Here is a 17,859-nt window from a genome sequence, read left to right as displayed (position 1 = left end):
CTTAAAATCTTGCGGCCGCAAGGCCGTGCGGGTTCGAGTCCCGCCGTCCGCACCAGCACTTAGCTCATTTCACAGTTCAGTTTCGGTTCGGTCAGGGTAACGCTGAGGGTAACAGCGCCACCATCCCCCACACTTGCTCTCCTGTCGCCTTTGACCTGCCGCGTAGGAGTCAGACGGTCCGTCGACCTGAAAATCGACCGTTACGGGCGGTCGGTTTTCGGGCGCCGGTCTGCCATCGAATCGAGCTCCAGGTCCCGGCTCGTGCCTCGCAGCCAACCAATCTGTGATGCATGCCCTTCCGGTGCACCCAAAGAAGGCTCTGTATCGCCGCCTTCTTCGGCATCTGGATCGCCGTCTGCCTCATCAAGAAGCAGGACGATCCGGTCGACCACGTCGAGCGCGAGCTCGGCCAGCCGCTCGAACTCCTCGCGCGGGATGGTGGCGGCCGGCATGCGGCGGCCATGGGGGAAGCGGACAACGGTTGTCATCGGGCCCCCTCCGCATCAAGCATCGAGAGCGGGTCGCACCGCGTTGGCAGGTAGCGCCTCACGACCCCTGCATCCCGCTTTTCGCCAGTGATTGCGCACAGTGCGGCTGCGATGGAGAAAAGGCAGCGCTGCGCGATCTCCTCACCTGACCGCCGTATGGTGGGGTTGCTTCCGTTGGCTGCGGAGTCGAGGCCGTCAGATGCCACGGCGAGTAGTGTGAGGATTCCTGCGGGTGAGGAAGCACGTGCGAAGCTGATCGCGATCTCTCGCGCCCGAATCTGTTCGAGGGTCACATCGGACATGAACCCTAGGACCGCCCGATTGTCTGGCGTGATTTGCTCGTCCCACTTCTCGTGCTCGACCCAAGCTTGATCGAGAAGGTTGCCGAGCGCCGCGGCTGGGCAGCAGTCCGGCTTTTTGCGAGGCACTCGCGTGATTGACTCGCGTGAGGCACTCGCCCGCTCGCGCAGACCCGCATGTTGCGGCGAGTAGGCGGTCTTGCGTGCTGCTGACATGCTCCCCTCCCCTCACGCGACCGGCAGGTGGCCGTAGGCGAGCACGCCTCCGGCGACGATGAGGAAGCCGACGAGCAGCTCGCCGGCCACATCCAGGAAGCGCGGCGCCCGCACGTGCGCGGTGTCCGGACGGATTGGTGCGATCGCCTCCCATGCCTCGACGGTGCCAGGCGCAGCCTCGTCCGGCTCGATGACCGGCCGAGGGCGCGAATAGATTGCTGCAGGCGAGCGGGAGCGTTCACCGGCGCGAGCCGGTGCTGTAGAATGACGGGTAGCCATGAGACGTCCTTCCGTGACGTACGTGGTCAGGGCCGAGCTGGAGGTTGGCGCTTCCGCTCGGCCTGTTTTTGTGATTAAATGTAGTCACGACGCGAGTCAACTACATTTAATGGACGTTATGGGCCGCCCTCCATCGCCTCTGCCCAAGAGCCTACCCGTCTCGCTTCGGCTGCCGCCCGAGGTGAAGGCTGCTGCGGAGCAGGCCGCCAGGGACGATACTCGCTCCATGTCGAGCTTCCTCGAGAAGCTCCTCACCGAGCACCTCAGAGCCAAAGGCTACCTGAAATGACGGACGCGAGCGGCCAGCCTGATCGAATGGCCGAGGTCGCGCGACTGGCGGCAATGATCGCCGACCGCATCCTTCAGCTGAACGCAGCAGGCGAGCCCATTCCACCTGAGCAGTTCGTCATGCTGGTCCGAGCGGCCCGGGCGCTCCTAGACAATGGCGTGCCGTGGCCGGTGTCGGTGGAGTACGTTATCATGGAAGTGGCCAAGCGGGTCGAGCAGCCTCATGCCGCAGAGCAGACAGCATGAGAATCCGGACCAAGGGCGCCGTGCTTTTTGCGACCGTAGAGCCAAGGGCTACCTGAAATGAAGCGCCTCCTGATCGCTGCTGTGCTCATCTGCGCCCCGCTCAGCATAGCCCAGGCGCAGCAGACCTTGCGCGTGATCGACACGGCGCCGAACGATGTCCTGAACGTGCGGGAGAACCCCACCACCGATTCACGGATCGTCGGTGTCATCCCACCCGACGGGCGCGGCCTTGTTCCGAGCGGCGAGCGCAATGGGAACTGGGTGTTCGTACGCTACCGGAAGGTCGAGGGTTGGGTATCTAAGCGCTTCGTCTATCCGGAGGTGCCTCCAGTCAGGCGCGGCCGGAGCCTCGATGCCGACGAGGCAGAGTAGCAAAGCAGATCAATGGCAATCTTCTCAACTCTTGGATTGCCGACCAGCGAGATCCGAAACCGTCCCGGCCCGAGGCGATCCGGGGAGCTGTGGCCGAGCGCCTCAAGGCAAAGGGCTATTCGCAATGAAGACGGCTGTCACCTTCATCTTGGCGCCTAAGATTTTCATTGCCTGCCATAGCATTTTATAGGTTTAAAATTATCGCTATGCTTTGATGAACAATATATACCCTTGGAAAACAAGTTTTTGCCGCTCGTCGCCATCTGCCTGTCTGTCGGCAGTCAAAACTCTCACCGCACGACCTTGACACCTTTACTATGTAATTTTCGATTATAGCAGTAGCAAATTCCCTCCGCTCCAGCCAAACTTACTTTCAACATTTGGCAAATAACTGATACCTTTTAAGACGTACTATTTATCCGGATCTATTTCAAATCTCACGAAGCGGTTGCGAGGGGGCAATGGTATCAGAAAAAATAGTTGATCTCATAAGTGTTAGTCCCAAATACATAATTTTGCTGCTGGGCGTAGCTGCGCTTATATTGGTTGCTCATTGATGAGCTGGGCGCAGGGGGCTTATCCGGAGGATGCCTCCCTGTGCGATCAATAGATGATCGTGCATTATCGAACATAACCACGAGGAAGTAATGGTGCGTCAGTCGATCCCTCTGATGGCTCTCCTCGCTTTTACATCTTCTGCATATAGCGCGGATCCCCCAGGACGCCGCGCGCCCCAAGATCCCAATCAACCATATCTCTTATTCAGAATGGTGAAGGTCACCTCAAGCAAAGGGACTTACACATATCATTATTACACCACTAGCTGCGATGACGTGAATGAAAAGAGGCAGCGAGGATACAAGATCGAAAAGTGGCCATATACCGCTCCATACATATGGAATGTTGACGTTGCAGGAAGCAGGCCATTTCAGAGATTGGAGCTGCCGTCCGTACCAAATGGCATATATCAAGGCACAGCTTACTTCTACACGGCTAGCGACTCAGAGTTCTCGTACATGATTCAAAGAGACTGGAGAAAACCTACATTGATGGGCTTCATCGGGGTCGAGCAGAGACCTGGATGGGTTCCACTATATAGGTCTTGGAACCGAGGAGACGCGGATTGGTTTTACACTAACTACTTGAACGAACATGAAGCTTCAAAGTCCGCAGGGTGGAATGGAAGTGTCGATGGAATTATTAACCCTGGTATAGCAGGGTATGTAGCGCAGTCTGGGAATATCTGCTTGCCAACCGACGGGATGCCTCCACCCGATATGAAAAGTGTCGCGCGGCGCTACTGAGACTCGCGGCCTTCTGGTGGCGTCTCGCGGCCCAACATCAGCCGGCGGCAGTGCGCCACCATCCGCTCCAGCGCCTGGACGTAGCCCGCGTGTCGCTCGGTCATCGTGCCTCCCACGCAGGCCGGACACGACACGGCCGCGGCAGGCGCACACTTGCAGCTGTCGGGTTGGGAATGAGTGAACACGCAAGGCTTCAGCAACCGAACCGCCCCACAAGGCCGGCATGTCCGCGCACCTCGCCCCCGTCCCGACCTCCGACCTGTACACGTGGCGCTCCGGCATCGAGAGCCTGAGCCCGCTCAAGCCGCCGTGCCCCGGCCTCTACGGCGAGCAGTGGCAGAAGACGCACGCCGGGATCCTCGACTTCCTGGAGCGGTTCGGTGCGCAGGCGGTGGAGCTCGGCTGGACCGACCTCGACCTCTTCTCGGTCCACGCGCAGCACGGCACGATCCGCGGGGACTATTGCGGCGCCCTGGTGCCGATGCCGCGGCCCGTCGAGTTCATCGATGCCGACCGGATCAGCTTCGGGCTACTGACCTACTACCGGACGCAAGTCGGCAACCCGCACCCACGGCTCCGCGGCGTCCCGATCTGGGCGTTCAAGGGCTGAGCGCTAAGTCTCCGCCATGGCTGATCAGAAGACCACGGGCGAGCTGCGCAAGGCCGCCGAGATCACTGACGACGAGATCAACGCCGCGGTCGACGCGGTGCTCGCAAAGCCGAAGACCGAACCCTACCCGATTGGCGACGGCTACCGGCTCGACCTCGCGGAAGCGATCAAGGCGCACGAGCCGACCGTGAAGGCGCTCGCCGACCCAGAAGCCAAGCCTGGCTGACGGCGGACCATGGCCAGGGCCGGGACATTGATAAACCAACCGTCCAGAACTCTTCAGTGCGCTGAAACCCAATTTGAGCATCATTATGCGCCCTATTGTCGCGGATGTGATGCTTTTGAATCAAGCGGCCCCTTGGTCCTGTCATCAATTTGGGCGCATTTATCGCTTGCGCCAACCGTGCATTTCAGTCTCTAGATCAGCCGTCTTAGTCCACTTCATGCGGAAGCAGGTCTAAGCGGGGGGCTATAATGGGCATCGTACCCGGCACGCAATCTGCCGATACCCTCATGGGGACGCCAGCTGACGACGTCCTGTACGGCTACCGAGGAAGCGACCTCATCCTCGGTGGCCAGGGCAACGATCGCGGCTACGGCGGTATGGATGCCGACACGGTGTTCGGCGGTCAGGGGCAGGACACGTTGTCCGGCGACATCGGCAGCGACCTCCTGTTCGGCAACCAGGGCAGCGACCTTCTGTTCGGCAATCTCGGCGACGACACGCTCTACGGCGGCCAAGGCGACGACACGCTGTTCGGTGGTCAGGGTGACGACGTGCTGTACGGGGACCTCGGCAACAACGTCCTGAACGGCGATCTCGGCACCGACATCGTGATCCTTGCAGGCAACCGGTCCGACTATGCGGTGGCGCGCAACGACGACGGCAGCTTCACCCTGACCGGTGTCACAGGGACGACGCGGGCAACGTCGGTGGAGTTTTTCGGCTTTGCCGACGGCCGGATTGCCGCGGGGGATCTCATCCCCGCCAGCGATCCAGGCGGCCCGCCGCCGAACCGTGCGCCGGTGGCAAACCCGGACACACTGGCCGCGAGCGAGGATGTGGCTGCCACCTACACGGCGGCGCAACTGCTGGGCAACGACGTCGATCCTGACGGCGGGACGCTCACGATCGCGTCCCTGATCACGGGGACCGGCGGCACGGTGGCACCGAACCAGAACGGCACCATCACCTTCACGCCGAGTGCCAACTTCAACGGGGCGGCCAGCTTCAGCTACACGATCAGCGATGGGCAGGGCGGGGTCAGCAGCCCAGCTCTCGTCACGGTCAACGTCGCGGCCGTCAACGACACTCCCATCGCCAATCCGGACAGCTTCACGACAAGCGAGGATACTCCGCTCGTCGTTCCTGCTAGCGGTGTTCTCACAAACGACAGCGACGTTGATGGCGACCCGCTGACGGCTGTTCTGATCAACGGCCCTCAGCGTGGGACCCTGACATTGAACGCGGACGGCAGCTTTCGTTACACGCCGGAAGCGAACTACAACGGGACGGACAGCTTCACGTACCGCGCAACCGATGGCGCTGCGAGCAGCGCTACAGCCACGGTCAATCTCAGCATCGCCGCTGTGAACGACGCGCCGCAGGCCAACCCGGATGTGAACTCCTACCAGGAAGACTCAAACCTGCCTGTGACTGGCAACGTCCTAGCCAACGACACCGACCCGGACAATGTCTCGCCTACGGCGGGCAATGCCGGTCTCCGGGTCGCCAGCCCCGGGACCTACGATCAGACCTACGGCATGACGACCATCAACGAGGATGGCACCTACACCTACACGCCGAAGGACATCGAGCCGACCGACGACGGGACTGGTGGTTTCAGGAGCGGTCCGTACACGGACCAGATCACCTACACGGTGATCGATGCCGGGGGGGCGACCAGCAGTTCCACGCTGACGATCACGACCATTGCCGTCAACGACGCGCCGGTTGCTGTAGCCGATACCAGCAACAGCCCCGGTGCGACCTCGGTGAAGCTGAGAAACTATCAGCAATCCGGTCGGGACGGCAGCGGCAACGTGCTTGCCAACGATACCGATGTCGATGCTGGTGACACCCTGACAGTGCAGGGCGTAGCCGCAGGTACCGGCCAGGGCGCGCTCAGTGCCAATGTCGGCGCGGGAGTCGATGGTGTCTACGGCAGACTTACCCTTATGGCAGGTGGTGACTACACCTACGTCTCAGCCACAGAACTGAGCGACGATCAGGCACAGAACTTTAGCACGCTGGGCGAGCTATCTCGCCTACCAGAAGGCGGCACGGTGAACGATACGTTCAGCTACACAATCCGAGACGCGGCCGGATCGATTTCGACGACAACTCTAACTGTTACTACAGTCGGCTCAAACGATTTGCCTGTCGCAAGACCTGACTTGAGTACCATAGCTCTCAGCTCGGGTACGCAAACAAGTAATAACATCCTCACCAACGACGAAGATCGAGATACGGGCGACGTAATATCGTTACTCAGCGCGTCGAACGCTAACTCTGCTGATGCGCCCACCACATTTGCCGCTTCCGGCGGCAATGACATATTGATCAATGGTCAGTACGGCAGCTTAACTCTGGCAAGCAATGGCAATTACACGTACAATGTTGATAGCACTAATCCTCAAGTGCAAGCACTTGCTGCAAACGGAGCTTTGAACGAAAGGTTTAACTATAGCATATCGGATACGCTAGGGGCGGAAGGCAGTTCAATCCTAAATATCAGCATCGTAAGAGGCTGATGCATTGATGTATTCCCAGAGTATTCGATTACATGCGAGCATTGATTGGTGCTCCAGTCTGGCACAGGGCGCCCGATACAGAATCGGAGGCTGATCATTCAACGCAAGACGGAGGCGTGGCGCTTTCTGTCGTAAAAGACTCCCTAAACGAGACCGATCATGAACTACGGAGCCTGCTCTGGTTCGCCGCCGGCCTCGGCGTGGACGATGCCACCGTGTTTGAGATCTACGCGGTCGTGCGCAAGGAAGCGAGCGCTGCGGGCGATGTCACCGCCGAGGAGCGCATGGCCGAAGCTCGGCGCAGGCTGGTCCGCGCCGCCAGTTGACACCGCGCCCGAACGCATCCCCCGCGGCATCGTGCGCGCCGCGCACTGAGCCTGACAGCCCTACAAGGTCCGGATGTTCGCCCGCCGCACGCGTCTGAGCCTCGCCATCGCGATCGGCTCGACACTCATGCTGACGACCGTCGCGGCTGTGGCGTTGTGCATGCCGTGACCGCGCCAGACAATGAGCGCCGGCGTCTCGCCGCCGGGTACCTGCGTGGCCGCATGCTGGAAGAGGCCCTAGCCGCGTGGCGCTGGGACTACGACGCACCGACCTACCGCGAGCGGTGCTTGATCGGGCGGCTCGCGGCCGATGCGGAGACGCAGTAAGACAAAGCCCGCGATCAGCCGGACGTGCGGCGACGCAGGCGCTGACGAACATCTGATCGGTATCGAAAGGCCCGCTCCAGTCGCCCGGGTGGGCTAAGACGGCGAATGCGTGGACGTCTATGGGCTGCCGCCGCTATCGCCCCCACCGCCACTGCCCAGCGGGATCGCGCGTTCAGGCTGACCGGCGTTGCCGCCCGCGGCGGAGTTCAGGAAGATGGTGTCCGCGCCCGTGCTGCCGCGGGAGATGATCAGGCTGCCCGGAGCCCCGGTGTCGTTCGGCTGCACTTGGGCAATGCCACTAGGCAGCTCTGGAGCTGGCCGATGCAGGAGGCTTCGAGCAAACGCCGAACCGGAGAAGCTCAGCGCTAGGGCGCAGACAGGTAGGATCCACTTCATAGCGGGCTCCGCAAGGGAAGCGTCCGGTTGCCGCCGGCACCTATGGTTATGTGGGCGTGCGAGCGGATCTCGGTACGATCGCCGGTGTCGCAGCTGAAAAAGCCCGCCGCGGCGAACCGGGCGGGCCAAGTCTGGGAGGAAACGACCGCACCAGCGGTCGACGGCAGGTTCGTGCCAACGGGCGGCAAGATCAAGGCGGAGCGCTGCTCATCCCGCAGCCAGCGGTACTTTCCATTCCCCCGCGAACGTCACGGTCGCCGCGTAGATCTCTTGCCCACGCTCGTCGCGCACGGTGGCCCGCAGCACGCGATGCTCACCGTCCGGCAGAGCGCTGTTTGTCATCGATCCCAGCACCCGATGCGCTTCCGTCCTGGCTTTCCTAGGGCAGTCAAAACCGGCTTCCGGGTCGCCCGGCACGAAGCTGCCAGCGTCATCGGTATCAATTGTGTAGAGCGGCATCTTGGGCCCGTTTGGTCGGTGACGGTCGCGCATCAACGCGATGCGGATCGACGGGTTCGAGCAGACTGATCCGTGGCATGAAAAAGCCCGCCGCGGCGGGGCCGGGCGGGCTAAGTGCTCTGGGAGGAAACGCCAGAAGGTGTCACCCTGCTATGCACACGGTATGCCAGAACGCATCATCCCGGCGGCCCGCGCGCGGCGACCGCCCTGCCGATGATCAGCCCAGCCAGCAGGCAGACCAGGGCGATCACGGCGATGAGATCCTGATCGGGCGCCGGGCAGGTCACGGCGCCCGCTCCCGCGGCAGGATCTCAAGTCGAGCGTTTGCCCGGTCCGACCCTCCCGCCCGGAATCAGCCGTAGAGCCGGACCGGGTACGGTCTTCTCCGCTGGCGCCCCGGCGGCTTGCCCGAGCAGACTGCGAAGCACGAGGTCGCGCTCAGCATCCTCGCCCAGATCGGCGGTCAGCGTCGCGAGGATGCCCCGAGCAAGCTCAGCGCGGTCTACGCCGCATCGCTCCTCCATCTCGCGGGAGAGGGCCGCGACGCAACTCATCAGGGCGATGATCTGCCGGCTCTGCATCTGCGCGCAGGCCGCGAAGGTGGTGGCCGCCTCGGTAAGCTTAGCGCAGACCGCCCCTAGCTCGGCGGCATACTCGGGGGTGCCGGGCTCCATCAGCCCATCCCCGTATCGCTGAAGGCCCCGGATCGGGCGGATGAGACCTTGCCGGTACGGGCCCCGCCGCCGACGTTCGGCGAGGGCATCGAGGCGGCCTCCGCCTTCAACTTGGCGAGGAGGGATAGTCCCTCGCGGAGCCCCGCGTTGAAGGCGTTCACCGACCCCATGCCGATGGTCGGGTTGGCCGTCATCTCGCCCAGTTCGGTGAAGGTGCCCTTGGCGGTGTGGATCCCGGACGTGAAGCTGTCGAGGCCCGCAGCCTCCACCTTCGGGGCGACAGTCATGCCGCCTAGCTCAGCGGCCTTGCCCTTGGCCTCGTCGAGCTTTTGGCCGAGCGCCTCGACCTGTGGCGTCATCTCAGGAGGCCGGGCGGGCGGCAGCGGTACCCCACGCGAGGCGAGGTTCTGCGTGCCGTGCAGGCCGAACCCGAAACTTCCTGGCGTGATGCCGGTCTGCTCGCCTGCGGGCCCGTCCAGGCCGAAGGCGCCGCGGTCGCGCTTCTGCCGCGCCCGCACCTCGCCGATCGCCTCCCACGCCTTCGCAAGCTCGCCCTGCAGCCGTGCGATCTCGGCTTCGCTCTTGCCGACCTGCTCGCGGGCCATGTTCGCCTGAATGCCGGGGCGGCCGCCTGCCACTTCGCGCGAACGCTCGAGCACCGCCTGCCGGCGGCGGATCTGCTCCTCCAGTTCCCCGGGCCGGGCGAGCATGCGGCGCTCCTCGGCCTCCTTCCGCACCCTCTCGGCGGTGCGGTCCATCTCGGACTGCTCGTCCAGGCTCTTGCCGAACTTCGGGTCGATCTGCTTCAGGATCGCGGTCGAGAGGCGGCCGAGCGGGTCGCTGCCGTCCCCCGGTTTGTCGTTGGGGCCGTCCGGCGTGAGCCGCTTCATCATCCGCTGCAGCGTCGAGTCGCCCTGATCGAGCTTCTCAAGGAAGCGGGTGAGCTGCTGCGTGATCTGGCTGAGGCCGGGCGCAAGCCCCTCGCCGATCCGGCCCGAGAGCCGGTCCCAGGCCGCGCCGAGCTTCTCGAAATCGGCCGCTAGCCGCCCCGTGGCCCGCTCGAAGTCTTTGTCGACGAGGCCCTTGCTGTCCCGGTTGATGCGCCCGCGAATGGCGTTGTACTCGTCCTCGAACTTCAGCAGGGCCTCGACCGCGGCGCGGGCCTGCATGTCGCCGAACAGCTCGTTGATCCGGAACGGGTTGCCCTTGGTCAGCTGCTTGGCCAGCCGCAGCGTCACCGCGAGCGCGCTCTCGCCGTTCTTGGCGCCTTTCGCGATCTCCTTTTCCAGGTCGATCGTCTGGCCGGCGGCCTTCGACACCTTCTTGAAGGCCTTCACGGTCTCGTCGGCCGTGACCTTCTCGAACAGGTTCTCCAGGCGGTTGGCCGCCTCGTCGGGCGAGGACGTGACCTTGCCGAGGATCTCCAACGCCGAGGTGATGTCGGTGAGGCCGGACAGCCCCTTCAGCCCGAGCTTGGATCCGGAGGCGGCCACCGAGGGCAAGATGCGGGCAAGGTTGGCGAGCTCGACGTTGCCCTCCTTGCCGGCCTTGGCCATGCGGTCGAAGGCTTCCGGGAGATCGGTGACGGCGATCTCAAGGTTGTTGATCGCAGCGACACCGGCCCGCGCCGTATCGGGCAGCTCGCCGAATGAGGCCTTGGCCGTCTTGATGGTGGGCAGCACGGCCGCCACCGCGACCTTGTAATCGAGGCCCGCGGCCACGAAGGTCTTGGCCGTCTCGACCATCTCCTTCGTGCTGGAGCCGTACTGCGCGGCCTGCCGGCGAAATCCCTCCACGCTGGCGCTCACCGTGGTGTCGCTCTGATCCGAGGTGATGGCCAGATCCTTGTAGGCGGTCTCCAGCTTGGAGAAGCTCTGGACTGAGCGGCGGACCTGCTCGCCCAACACGTAGGCGCCCCCACCGATGCCGGCCGCAGCGACGCCGAACCGGGCGATGCCCGCGCCCGCGAAGGCGCTGGCCGCGCCACCACCGCCCTCGGCCCTCTGCTGCTGGAGCTGGCGGCGGTTCAAGCGCTCGGCCTCGATCGCGTCGGTGAGCCGGCCGAGACGACCGGCGGCGCCGGGCCGTAGAGCGGCGCGCGCGGCCGCTTCCTGCCGTTGCAGCGCGGCCGTCGTCCGATCGATCTCCGCCCGCAGGCTGCGCTCGTGCGCGGCGAGTTGATCGAGGGGCACGCCGGCCTGCTGCAGGGCGGAGCGCAGGTTGCGCACCTCCTGCCCTTGGCTCTTAAAAGCGTTTCGGGCCGCCTCGACCTCGCGCTCGGCGCTGCGCAGCGCAGACGCGAGCTTCTTCCCCCCGTCGCCGGCCGCGTCCATCTCGGCACGGATCTTCCGGAGGTTCTGCTGGGCCAGCTTGAACCGCTGCGAGGCGTCGTCGAGCGACTTGCTGGCCTGCCGGAAGGCGTCGATCTTGCCGGTCTTGGCCTTCAGAGCATCGAGCGCCGAGGCCGTGCCCTTCAGCGCACCCGCCATGCCCTTGGCGGGGCCGGAGACCTGATCGACCAGCTTCGCGATCAGCTGTGCGGTGCGTGTCGCCATGTCAGCGGCCCTCTGCGATGCGCTTGGCCTCGAACCACTCGCGGGTCAGCTCCGCCCAGGTCAGGGCGTCGAGTTCGGCGCGGCTGCCGCCGATGAAACGGAGGATGTCAGCTCGGCAGGTCCGCCAGTGGAAGGGGGTAATTCCTGCGTCAGCGCTTCCAGGGCAACCATCAGCCGCGCCGGCAAAAAAGGGTCCGTGCCCTCGTAGACCCGCTGCTTGTCGTCGTCGTCGAGGAAGCCGAGCACGGCGTCGGGGATCAGCTCACCGGCCTCGTCGATAAAGATCGGGACGTTGAGGTGTGGTTCGCCGGGCTGGGGCGCGGCATCCGCATCGAACTGCTCGAACCACCGGCCAAGCACGCCGCTCGACGGCCGCCGCCGGATGATCGTGGCGTAGGTCCGACCGGCGTACTCGATGGGGTGCTGCAGCTCGACTGGGCTGTCCGGCACGGGCGCGACGAAGCGCGGCGGCGGCAGGGTGGGTGGCGACGCGGCTGGCGCGGATACCGGCGAGCGCTTGCGGCGGGCGGCCATGCTCAGGCCCTCCAGACCGGATCCGGCAGGACGGCCCGGACCGGCGGAATGCGCGGCGGAGCCGGGTCTCGGCTGTCGTGGTCACTCACTGGCGGGTCTCCGTGCTGGTCTGGAGCGGGATCGCCTCGACCCAGGCGGCGACCCTGGACGCCGTATTCAGGCCGGCCGGGGCCTCGCGCAGGTAGAGGACAGCGTGCTCGGCCGAGAGGTCGAGGCGCAGGGCGAGCGCGAAGGCGAGGAGGCCGCGGTCCGCCGCTTCCGGGGCGTTGAGCACCGCGTCGCGGCGAGCCTCGGAACGAGCCTGCCGGGCGAGGACCTCGTCGGCCGATTCCGTCAGATCATCCTCAAAGATCATGCGACGCTCCGCAGCTGCACCGCGGATCGGGCGCCGTCCTCGCGCTCCTCGATTATCCGCTCCAGACGCTCGAGCACTGGCCGTTCGTGCTTGTGCTGGTCGACCCGCTCCCGGGCGAGATGCTCCAGCGTCGTCATCGGCCCGCGGATGCGCTCGGCCGTGACGAAGTCGTCGCCGAAGGCGTGGAAGGCCGGCAGATTGACTTGGTTCAGGATCGAACGGGTATTCCACGGCGACGCGACGCTCTCGCGGTACCGGGTCCGCTTGTAGCGGAGGCGAGAGCACTCGAACGAGCCGCCCCCACTGTAGTGGTAGGCTCGCCCGCCGTCGCGATCTTGCCGCACCTTCCCCTGCTGATCGGCCGGCAGAGGCTGCGAGCGGCCGATGATCGTCCAGAGCTCGACGTCGCTCTCGTCGATGATCTCCTCAGGAAGGCCATACAGACCCCGCGGACCATCTTCGGGGCTAGGGATCTGCCCGAACTCCTCGAAGTGATCCTTGGCGCGCTCGCGGGCGACCTCGGCCTCGGCCAGATCCCGGAGCAGTGTGCGTAGCGCCGTGGCGTGGTGACGGTACTCCTCCGGCAGGCGAAGGCGGATCGCGTCGCACTTCTGCCGGGCCTCGTCATGGATGGCCTTCCGGCGGGCGCGGTCCTGCTCGTCCCGGGCCATGGTGAGGCGCTGGGCGAGCGCGGCGACCAGGGCCTCGGCGCGGTCCACCTTCACCTTCGCCGCGGAAGCCTCCGACAGCTGGCGCTCCGATTCCGCAGGCGAGGCATCGAGCAGACCGTCGCGGTAAGCGGCCTCGGCCGCCTCGCGCTCGGCGATCGCCGTCTCGACCTGGCCGCGGGCGTCGGCCAGCGCCGCCTCGATCTTCTCCGGGTCAGTCTCCTTCCGGGCGATGCCGACGAGGGCGGCGAGATCCTTGGCGAGCTTGGGCAGTGGCGACTTCATCGACCGAGATCCTTCCGTGTTGCGAGGCCGGACCGGGCGACCTGACGCCGGACCTGCTCGGTGAGGGCGCGGGCGGGCGCCGCAACGGCACGCGCCTGCAGGGCAATGTTGCGGGCCGCCGGCCATTGCTGGCTGGCGGCCCAGGCCAGGGCAGAGCCCGGGCGCGCGGCGGTCGCGGGGAGATCCCGACCCGCGTCGTCGCGATTTGAAGGATGGGTGCGGGTCATGCGAATGCTCCCGGCGTAAGGGGGCGCGGGTCGAAGCCCTGGAAGGCGGCCGGCTGGTAGACGGCCGGAAGCTCGGCGTCGGGCGCGATCAGGCCGAGGTCTTCGCAGACGCCACCGACGAGGAAGGCGGCATCGATCCGGGCGGCGTCGTGCAGGGCGAGTCCAACCTCGCGGCTCAGGCCGGCCTCGATGGCAGCGCAGCCCACCACGGTCGGGATGCCGAACGCAACCAGGTGGGCCCCGAACAAGGCGCCCTGCACGAAGGCGTCGGGCAGATCGGAGCGGGCGCGATAAGCGTCAGGCGCCGGGAAGGTACCGATCTGCGAGCGAACCTCCGCTCCCCCCGTACTCGTACCGGTCCGAGGCGCAGTACGGGCCACGGTACGAGCCGGGTCCGACTGCTCGCGCCAGAGCTTCAGCGAGAGCGCCTCATCGATCGAGCCGTCAGCCAAGCGTTTGATGCGGCCTTGCTTGTCGGCCTTGCGAACGGCGCCCTCAGTGACGCCGATCAGCTTGGCAAAAGCGGTGTTCGACAGTCCCTCCGGCATGATTCGTACCTAGAAATTCGAGGCTGCAGAGAGCCAAAAATCGGGAGCATCTCTGCCCGCAAGGGGGTGCCCCGCCCCGGGAGGACCCGCGGCATGCCAGGGCGGAGGGCGGGTCAGGCGGCCTCGCGCTGGACGGCGACGTCGAGAGGCGGCAGGCTGACCCCGTCTGCCTGCAGCTGGGCCCTAACGCTCTGCCGAACGAATTCGGAAACGGTCTGCCCGCGACGGCGAGCGGCGGTATCGACTGCGCGGGCGAGGTCGGTCTCGACCTTCAGCCTGAGCACTGCGTCGCGTCGAAGAAGTCCGGACATCGCCACGTCTCATCTACTGCGTGGAGACGACGATGCGCGGCATCGATGTGCTTGGCAACGATAGAAGATCGACCTCAAAGAAGAGGCTGAACAGCCGCCGTTATGCTGTGTGATGCTCTGTTTGCATCTGCTATGCACGTAGCGTTTATGTCGATGCGCAGTCATGCTGCGAATTAATGCCCCCGATCGCTGTCAGCGGCGCTCCACCTCGGCACTCGCGCACCGATGGGGGTTTGCGGGGGTTTTGGGGGTTTGTTTCAAGCGACGCGCGGAAACTGTCAGAACCTCATTCCTGCCAGTTACGGGTGGAGGGCTGAAACAAACCCCCAAAACCCCCCGAAACCCCCATCCGAGCCGGCGAGGCGCAGCCAGAGTGGTCAGAAGGCGGTCGCATAGGCCCGTTCCTTCTGCGCGCTGTAGGCGGTCGAAACGAGGGTGAAGCGGCTGCCGTGATTGGCGCTGCCCTTCATCTCGATCCGCATGCCCTCGACCACCCGCCCGCTGATTCGCGAGAGCCATTTGCCGAGCTTGCGGCTGTTCACGGCGCCACCATCGCCGGCTTGGCGCAGCAGCAGGTCCCGGAACTCGGCCGTCTTGAAATCGCTCGGCCCATAGCCGCCGAAGCTGTCCCGCTCGCACGCGGCCTGGATGATGGCATTGGTGGTGTACGGGCTCGACCCGAGGTGCTCGCGCCAGTGCCCGAACAGCTCCCGGATCGCGGAGAGCTCCGGATCCTCCTCGCGAGCCGTCTCCATGCTGGCGACCGGGTCGGCGTGCCCGAGCCAGATCAGCGGCGCCCGCACCGCCTGGGACCAGTCCGCGTAGCTGCCGATCGGCCCGCAGACCTGCGGCGAGCCCGCAGCCCGGTACGCCCGAATCACCGTCATGGCCGCCGCGACGAAGGCGCCGCGGTCGGCCAGCACGCGCTCGACCGGGTCGAAGTCGAAGGTCCGCAGCTCGGGCCGCTCTACCTTGGCGTCCAGGGTGCAAAGCACGGTGCGCCGGGTCATGTCGCCGACTAGGATCAGGTTGTTGCCGGTGGCGAAGGTGGTCGAGCGGATCTCCAACTCGGGCGCCTCGCTGCGGCCCAGCACGCGCACTCGGACCAGCGGTCGCTCGGTCATCTGGCAGAGCATGTCCCCGCCCAGCTCGCCGTTCACATTGTCGATCGACACCACCGCGACCGCGTCCCGCAGCAGGGCCCCGAGCCGCTTCTCGGTTTCCTCCTCGGTCTTGCCGGCCGCGATGACCGGGCAGTGCCGCCCCGTGGCGATCGCTGAAGCGATGTCGACCAGGAGGCTCTTACCGGTGCCGGGGCTGTGCGCCCGGATCGCGTGGAGCGGCGCGACAGGCATCGTCCCACGCACCACCGCCGTGAGGATACCGGAGAGGGCGACGGCCCGGTCGACCGGTTCCACGAAGGGGAAGCCGGCGAGCAGCTCCTCGAGGAGCTGCAGCGCTGCCATGGCTTCTGCCCGTGTCGGGGTCTCGGGCACCGGCGGAAGCCGGAAGGTCGGGTCCAGGGCCAGGAACAGCCGCGTCTCCGGATCGTAGCCCGGCTCGGCCAGTAGGCTGCCGTCGGGACGCAGCGTCGGCGTGGTGATCACGCCGGCCACCGGCGGGATGCGCCATTGCCCCTCGCGCACCAGCAGCGTCTGCATCAGCTCGGCCGGCGGGTTCATGTCGACCCATTCGTTCGAGCGCTTGTCGAAGCGCCTGAACCGCATCACCCGGGCCGCGAGGTCGGCGAGGCTGGTCCCGCAGAGCGGCCGCAGCCGGGCGATCGTCGTCGTGCGGCCCTTCGAGGCCGGCACGCTGTCGGTCACCGGCCGGGCGAGTGTACCAGCTCGGGAGAACACCTCGACGCCGGCCGAGAGCAGGATCTCCTCGGTACGGTCTGCGGCCTCCGGGATCCTGCCGGCCGTGATGAACACGATCGGGCGGGCATCCTCGACGTCATCCGATTCGGGCGCGCTCTCCCGCTCCTTTCGGCTGCGCTTGGCCGCCCCAGCCCGGCCCTTCCGCTCGGGCATCTCGCGCGGGTGCTCGGCCCCGGCGGTCAAACCGCTCTCAATGGTGGCGGTCGCCCGATCCTCGCCCTTGTCCGCGACCAGCCCGCAGGCGTGGGCCGCCAGTAGCAGGCGCAGCATCGCCTCGCGGGCATCGAGCACACCCGCCCCGATGAGCGTGCCGAGGTTGAAGGCGGCGCGGTTCAGCGTGTTGTTGCGGCCGCCGGGCGCCGCCTTGGCGACGACGTCGCACTCGGCCTCCACGGCGGAACGGACGTATCGTTCGTGCGCTGAGGAGGCAGGACGCTCGCTGCCCTTGGTCCGACCCGCCTTGCCGGTGCGCCGGCCCAAATCCTCCCGAGCGGCGCGAGCGCGCTCGGTGATCGTCGGCTTCTCGCCGAGGATCAAGTCGAGCAGCCAACCCGGCGCGTCCGCGAAGCTGAAGGCGTGCTCCGGCTCCTCATGCTGGTAGGTGCGCCCGTCCTGCATCGCGGAGGGCGGGACGATGACGTAGCCGCCCTCGCCGCGCACGTTGATGCCGGCCGGCAGATTGCCCTCGCCGTTGGTAACGTCCCGACCCTCGGGATACCGCAACAGGACGTGCCGGCCGCCGCTCGGCGTGCGATGCGTGTGGGTGTGTGGCTCGCCACCGTGCTGGGCGACGAGTGCCGTCCAGGCCGCGAGCCCATCGGCATCGCCAGGCTTCTTCACCACATCAGGATCGACCGCGAACACGCCGGCCTCGCGGCCCATGCGCACACCGATCAGCGCGCCGGGCCAGCGCATCCACCAGCGCCGGATCGTGGCCTCGTCGGTGGTGGCCTTGTAGAAGCCACCGGTCTTCGGGATCGGCTTGCCGGCGGCATCCTTGTCGCGGGCGACGAGGGGGCGCTTGCTCCCCTCCCCGGCCGGGCTCGGGTCGCAGGGGAAGACCCGGAAGCCGCGGCCGGCCCATTCCAGGGCGTGCTCGACCATGCCGGTCGGCGGGAACTGCTGTGCGGCGCCGCTGCTCATGCGGCACCTCCCGTGCGGAGCTCCGCAACCTTCGCTTCGAAAGCCCGGCCGATCTCATGGGCGAGCGTGCCGGGCCGGACCGTGTTCTCGTAGGCGGCCCGGCAGATGTCCTCGGGCTCGTCGGTGTCGAAGCCTTTCAGGCCCAGCCAGAATCCGCGCAGCCGCCACCCCGGCTCGACCTGACGCACGGCCGCGTACCAGCAGGAATCGTCCGAGGGCTCGCTGCCCAGCTGCATCGAGAGGGTCTCGACCTCGGCGCGGGACGCGATCCGGATCCGGTGCTTACGGTCGGGTCGCCGGAGGAAGAAGCGGCGG

General features: G+C 65.9%; 20 protein-coding genes. 6 read left to right on the top strand and 14 right to left on the bottom strand.

Annotated features, from left to right (window positions below; all coding sequences use genetic code 11):
• Positions 1 to 200: 200 nt before the first annotated feature.
• Positions 201 to 488, bottom strand: a complete 288-nt coding sequence (locus tag AX737_RS32695) for a hypothetical protein (RefSeq protein ID WP_082773359.1) — start codon at positions 486 to 488, stop codon at positions 201 to 203.
• A complete protein-coding gene (locus AX737_RS33840) occupies positions 485 to 1,003 on the bottom strand; it encodes a hypothetical protein (protein ID WP_156454028.1) in 519 nt (172 codons plus the stop codon). The genes AX737_RS32695 and AX737_RS33840 overlap by 4 nt, the downstream gene beginning before the upstream one ends.
• A 564-nt stretch (positions 1,004 to 1,567) precedes the next feature.
• Between AX737_RS33840 and AX737_RS28795 the strand changes: the two genes are divergently transcribed.
• The 6 genes from AX737_RS28795 (at position 1,568) to AX737_RS28770 (ending at position 7,182) form a co-directional block, all read left to right on the top strand.
• Entirely contained in the window at positions 1,568 to 1,816 is a 249-nt protein-coding gene (locus AX737_RS28795; protein WP_197430758.1) for a hypothetical protein, read from the top strand.
• Between the two features lie 57 nt (positions 1,817 to 1,873).
• Positions 1,874 to 2,188 carry an SH3 domain-containing protein gene (locus tag AX737_RS28790; protein ID WP_066927333.1) on the top strand — a complete coding sequence of 105 codons (315 nt, stop codon included), beginning with the start codon at positions 1,874 to 1,876 and terminating at the stop codon, positions 2,186 to 2,188.
• A 1,527-nt stretch (positions 2,189 to 3,715) separates the two neighbouring features.
• Positions 3,716 to 4,102, top strand: coding sequence for a hypothetical protein (locus AX737_RS28785; RefSeq protein ID WP_245293520.1), 387 nt, complete (start codon positions 3,716 to 3,718; stop codon positions 4,100 to 4,102).
• A gap of 16 nt (positions 4,103 to 4,118) precedes the next feature.
• Positions 4,119 to 4,328 carry a hypothetical protein gene (locus AX737_RS28780; protein WP_066927331.1) on the top strand — a complete coding sequence of 70 codons (210 nt, stop codon included), beginning with the start codon at positions 4,119 to 4,121 and terminating at the stop codon, positions 4,326 to 4,328.
• 248 nt (positions 4,329 to 4,576) lie between these two features.
• Entirely contained in the window at positions 4,577 to 6,856 is a 2,280-nt protein-coding gene (locus AX737_RS28775; protein WP_082773358.1) for an Ig-like domain-containing protein, read from the top strand.
• Positions 6,857 to 6,972: 116 nt separating this feature from the next.
• A complete protein-coding gene (locus AX737_RS28770; RefSeq protein WP_066927327.1) occupies positions 6,973 to 7,182 on the top strand; it encodes a hypothetical protein in 210 nt (69 codons plus the stop codon).
• A gap of 444 nt (positions 7,183 to 7,626) precedes the next feature.
• On the opposite strand, the gene AX737_RS36530 is transcribed toward AX737_RS28770, so the two are convergent.
• From AX737_RS36530 to AX737_RS35000, 12 genes are all read right to left on the bottom strand, one after another.
• Positions 7,627 to 7,905 (bottom strand): hypothetical protein, encoded by a 279-nt coding sequence (locus AX737_RS36530; protein ID WP_082773357.1) that lies wholly within the window; start codon positions 7,903 to 7,905, stop codon positions 7,627 to 7,629.
• A gap of 207 nt (positions 7,906 to 8,112) precedes the next feature.
• Positions 8,113 to 8,364, bottom strand: coding sequence for a hypothetical protein (locus tag AX737_RS33835; RefSeq protein WP_156454027.1), 252 nt, complete (start codon positions 8,362 to 8,364; stop codon positions 8,113 to 8,115).
• A 311-nt stretch (positions 8,365 to 8,675) separates the two neighbouring features.
• Positions 8,676 to 9,038: a hypothetical protein gene (locus AX737_RS28765; RefSeq protein WP_066927325.1), complete on the bottom strand. Its 363-nt coding sequence runs from the start codon at positions 9,036 to 9,038 to the stop codon at positions 8,676 to 8,678.
• A complete protein-coding gene (locus AX737_RS28760; RefSeq protein ID WP_066927323.1) occupies positions 9,038 to 11,593 on the bottom strand; it encodes a phage tail tape measure protein in 2,556 nt (851 codons plus the stop codon). Before AX737_RS28760 ends, AX737_RS28765 begins: the two co-directional genes overlap by 1 nt.
• Positions 11,594 to 11,653: 60 nt before the next feature.
• Positions 11,654 to 12,127, bottom strand: a complete 474-nt coding sequence (locus AX737_RS28755) for a hypothetical protein (protein WP_066927321.1) — start codon at positions 12,125 to 12,127, stop codon at positions 11,654 to 11,656.
• An 85-nt stretch (positions 12,128 to 12,212) separates the two neighbouring features.
• Entirely contained in the window at positions 12,213 to 12,482 is a 270-nt protein-coding gene (locus AX737_RS28750; RefSeq protein WP_066927319.1) for a hypothetical protein, read from the bottom strand.
• The gene (locus tag AX737_RS28745; RefSeq protein ID WP_066927317.1) at positions 12,479 to 13,435 is read right to left on the bottom strand and encodes a hypothetical protein; all 957 of its coding nucleotides are present in this window, start codon (positions 13,433 to 13,435) and stop codon (positions 12,479 to 12,481) included. The genes AX737_RS28750 and AX737_RS28745 overlap by 4 nt, the downstream gene beginning before the upstream one ends.
• Positions 13,432 to 13,662 (bottom strand): hypothetical protein, encoded by a 231-nt coding sequence (locus AX737_RS33830; protein WP_156454026.1) that lies wholly within the window; start codon positions 13,660 to 13,662, stop codon positions 13,432 to 13,434. Before AX737_RS33830 ends, AX737_RS28745 begins: the two co-directional genes overlap by 4 nt.
• Complete coding sequence (locus AX737_RS28740) at positions 13,659 to 14,210, bottom strand: hypothetical protein (RefSeq protein ID WP_066927315.1); 552 nt, start codon at positions 14,208 to 14,210, stop codon at positions 13,659 to 13,661. Before AX737_RS28740 ends, AX737_RS33830 begins: the two co-directional genes overlap by 4 nt.
• A 113-nt stretch (positions 14,211 to 14,323) precedes the next feature.
• Positions 14,324 to 14,521: a ribbon-helix-helix protein, CopG family gene (locus AX737_RS28735; protein WP_066927313.1), complete on the bottom strand. Its 198-nt coding sequence runs from the start codon at positions 14,519 to 14,521 to the stop codon at positions 14,324 to 14,326.
• Between the two features lie 377 nt (positions 14,522 to 14,898).
• On the bottom strand, positions 14,899 to 17,544 hold the full coding sequence (locus AX737_RS36525; protein WP_066927311.1) for a bifunctional DNA primase/polymerase: 2,646 nt from the start codon (positions 17,542 to 17,544) through the stop codon (positions 14,899 to 14,901).
• Positions 17,541 to 17,859 (bottom strand): hypothetical protein (locus tag AX737_RS35000; RefSeq protein ID WP_197430757.1); only part of this gene is annotated, 319 nt, incomplete at its 5' end. The genes AX737_RS36525 and AX737_RS35000, both read right to left, overlap by 4 nt.

Source organism: Methylobacterium sp. CCH5-D2 (assembly GCF_001556475.1).
GTDB lineage: Bacteria > Pseudomonadota > Alphaproteobacteria > Rhizobiales > Beijerinckiaceae > Methylobacterium > Methylobacterium hispanicum.
Note: the sequence above shows the minus strand (reverse complement) of the source record. Positions and strands in the feature narration are given on the sequence as shown.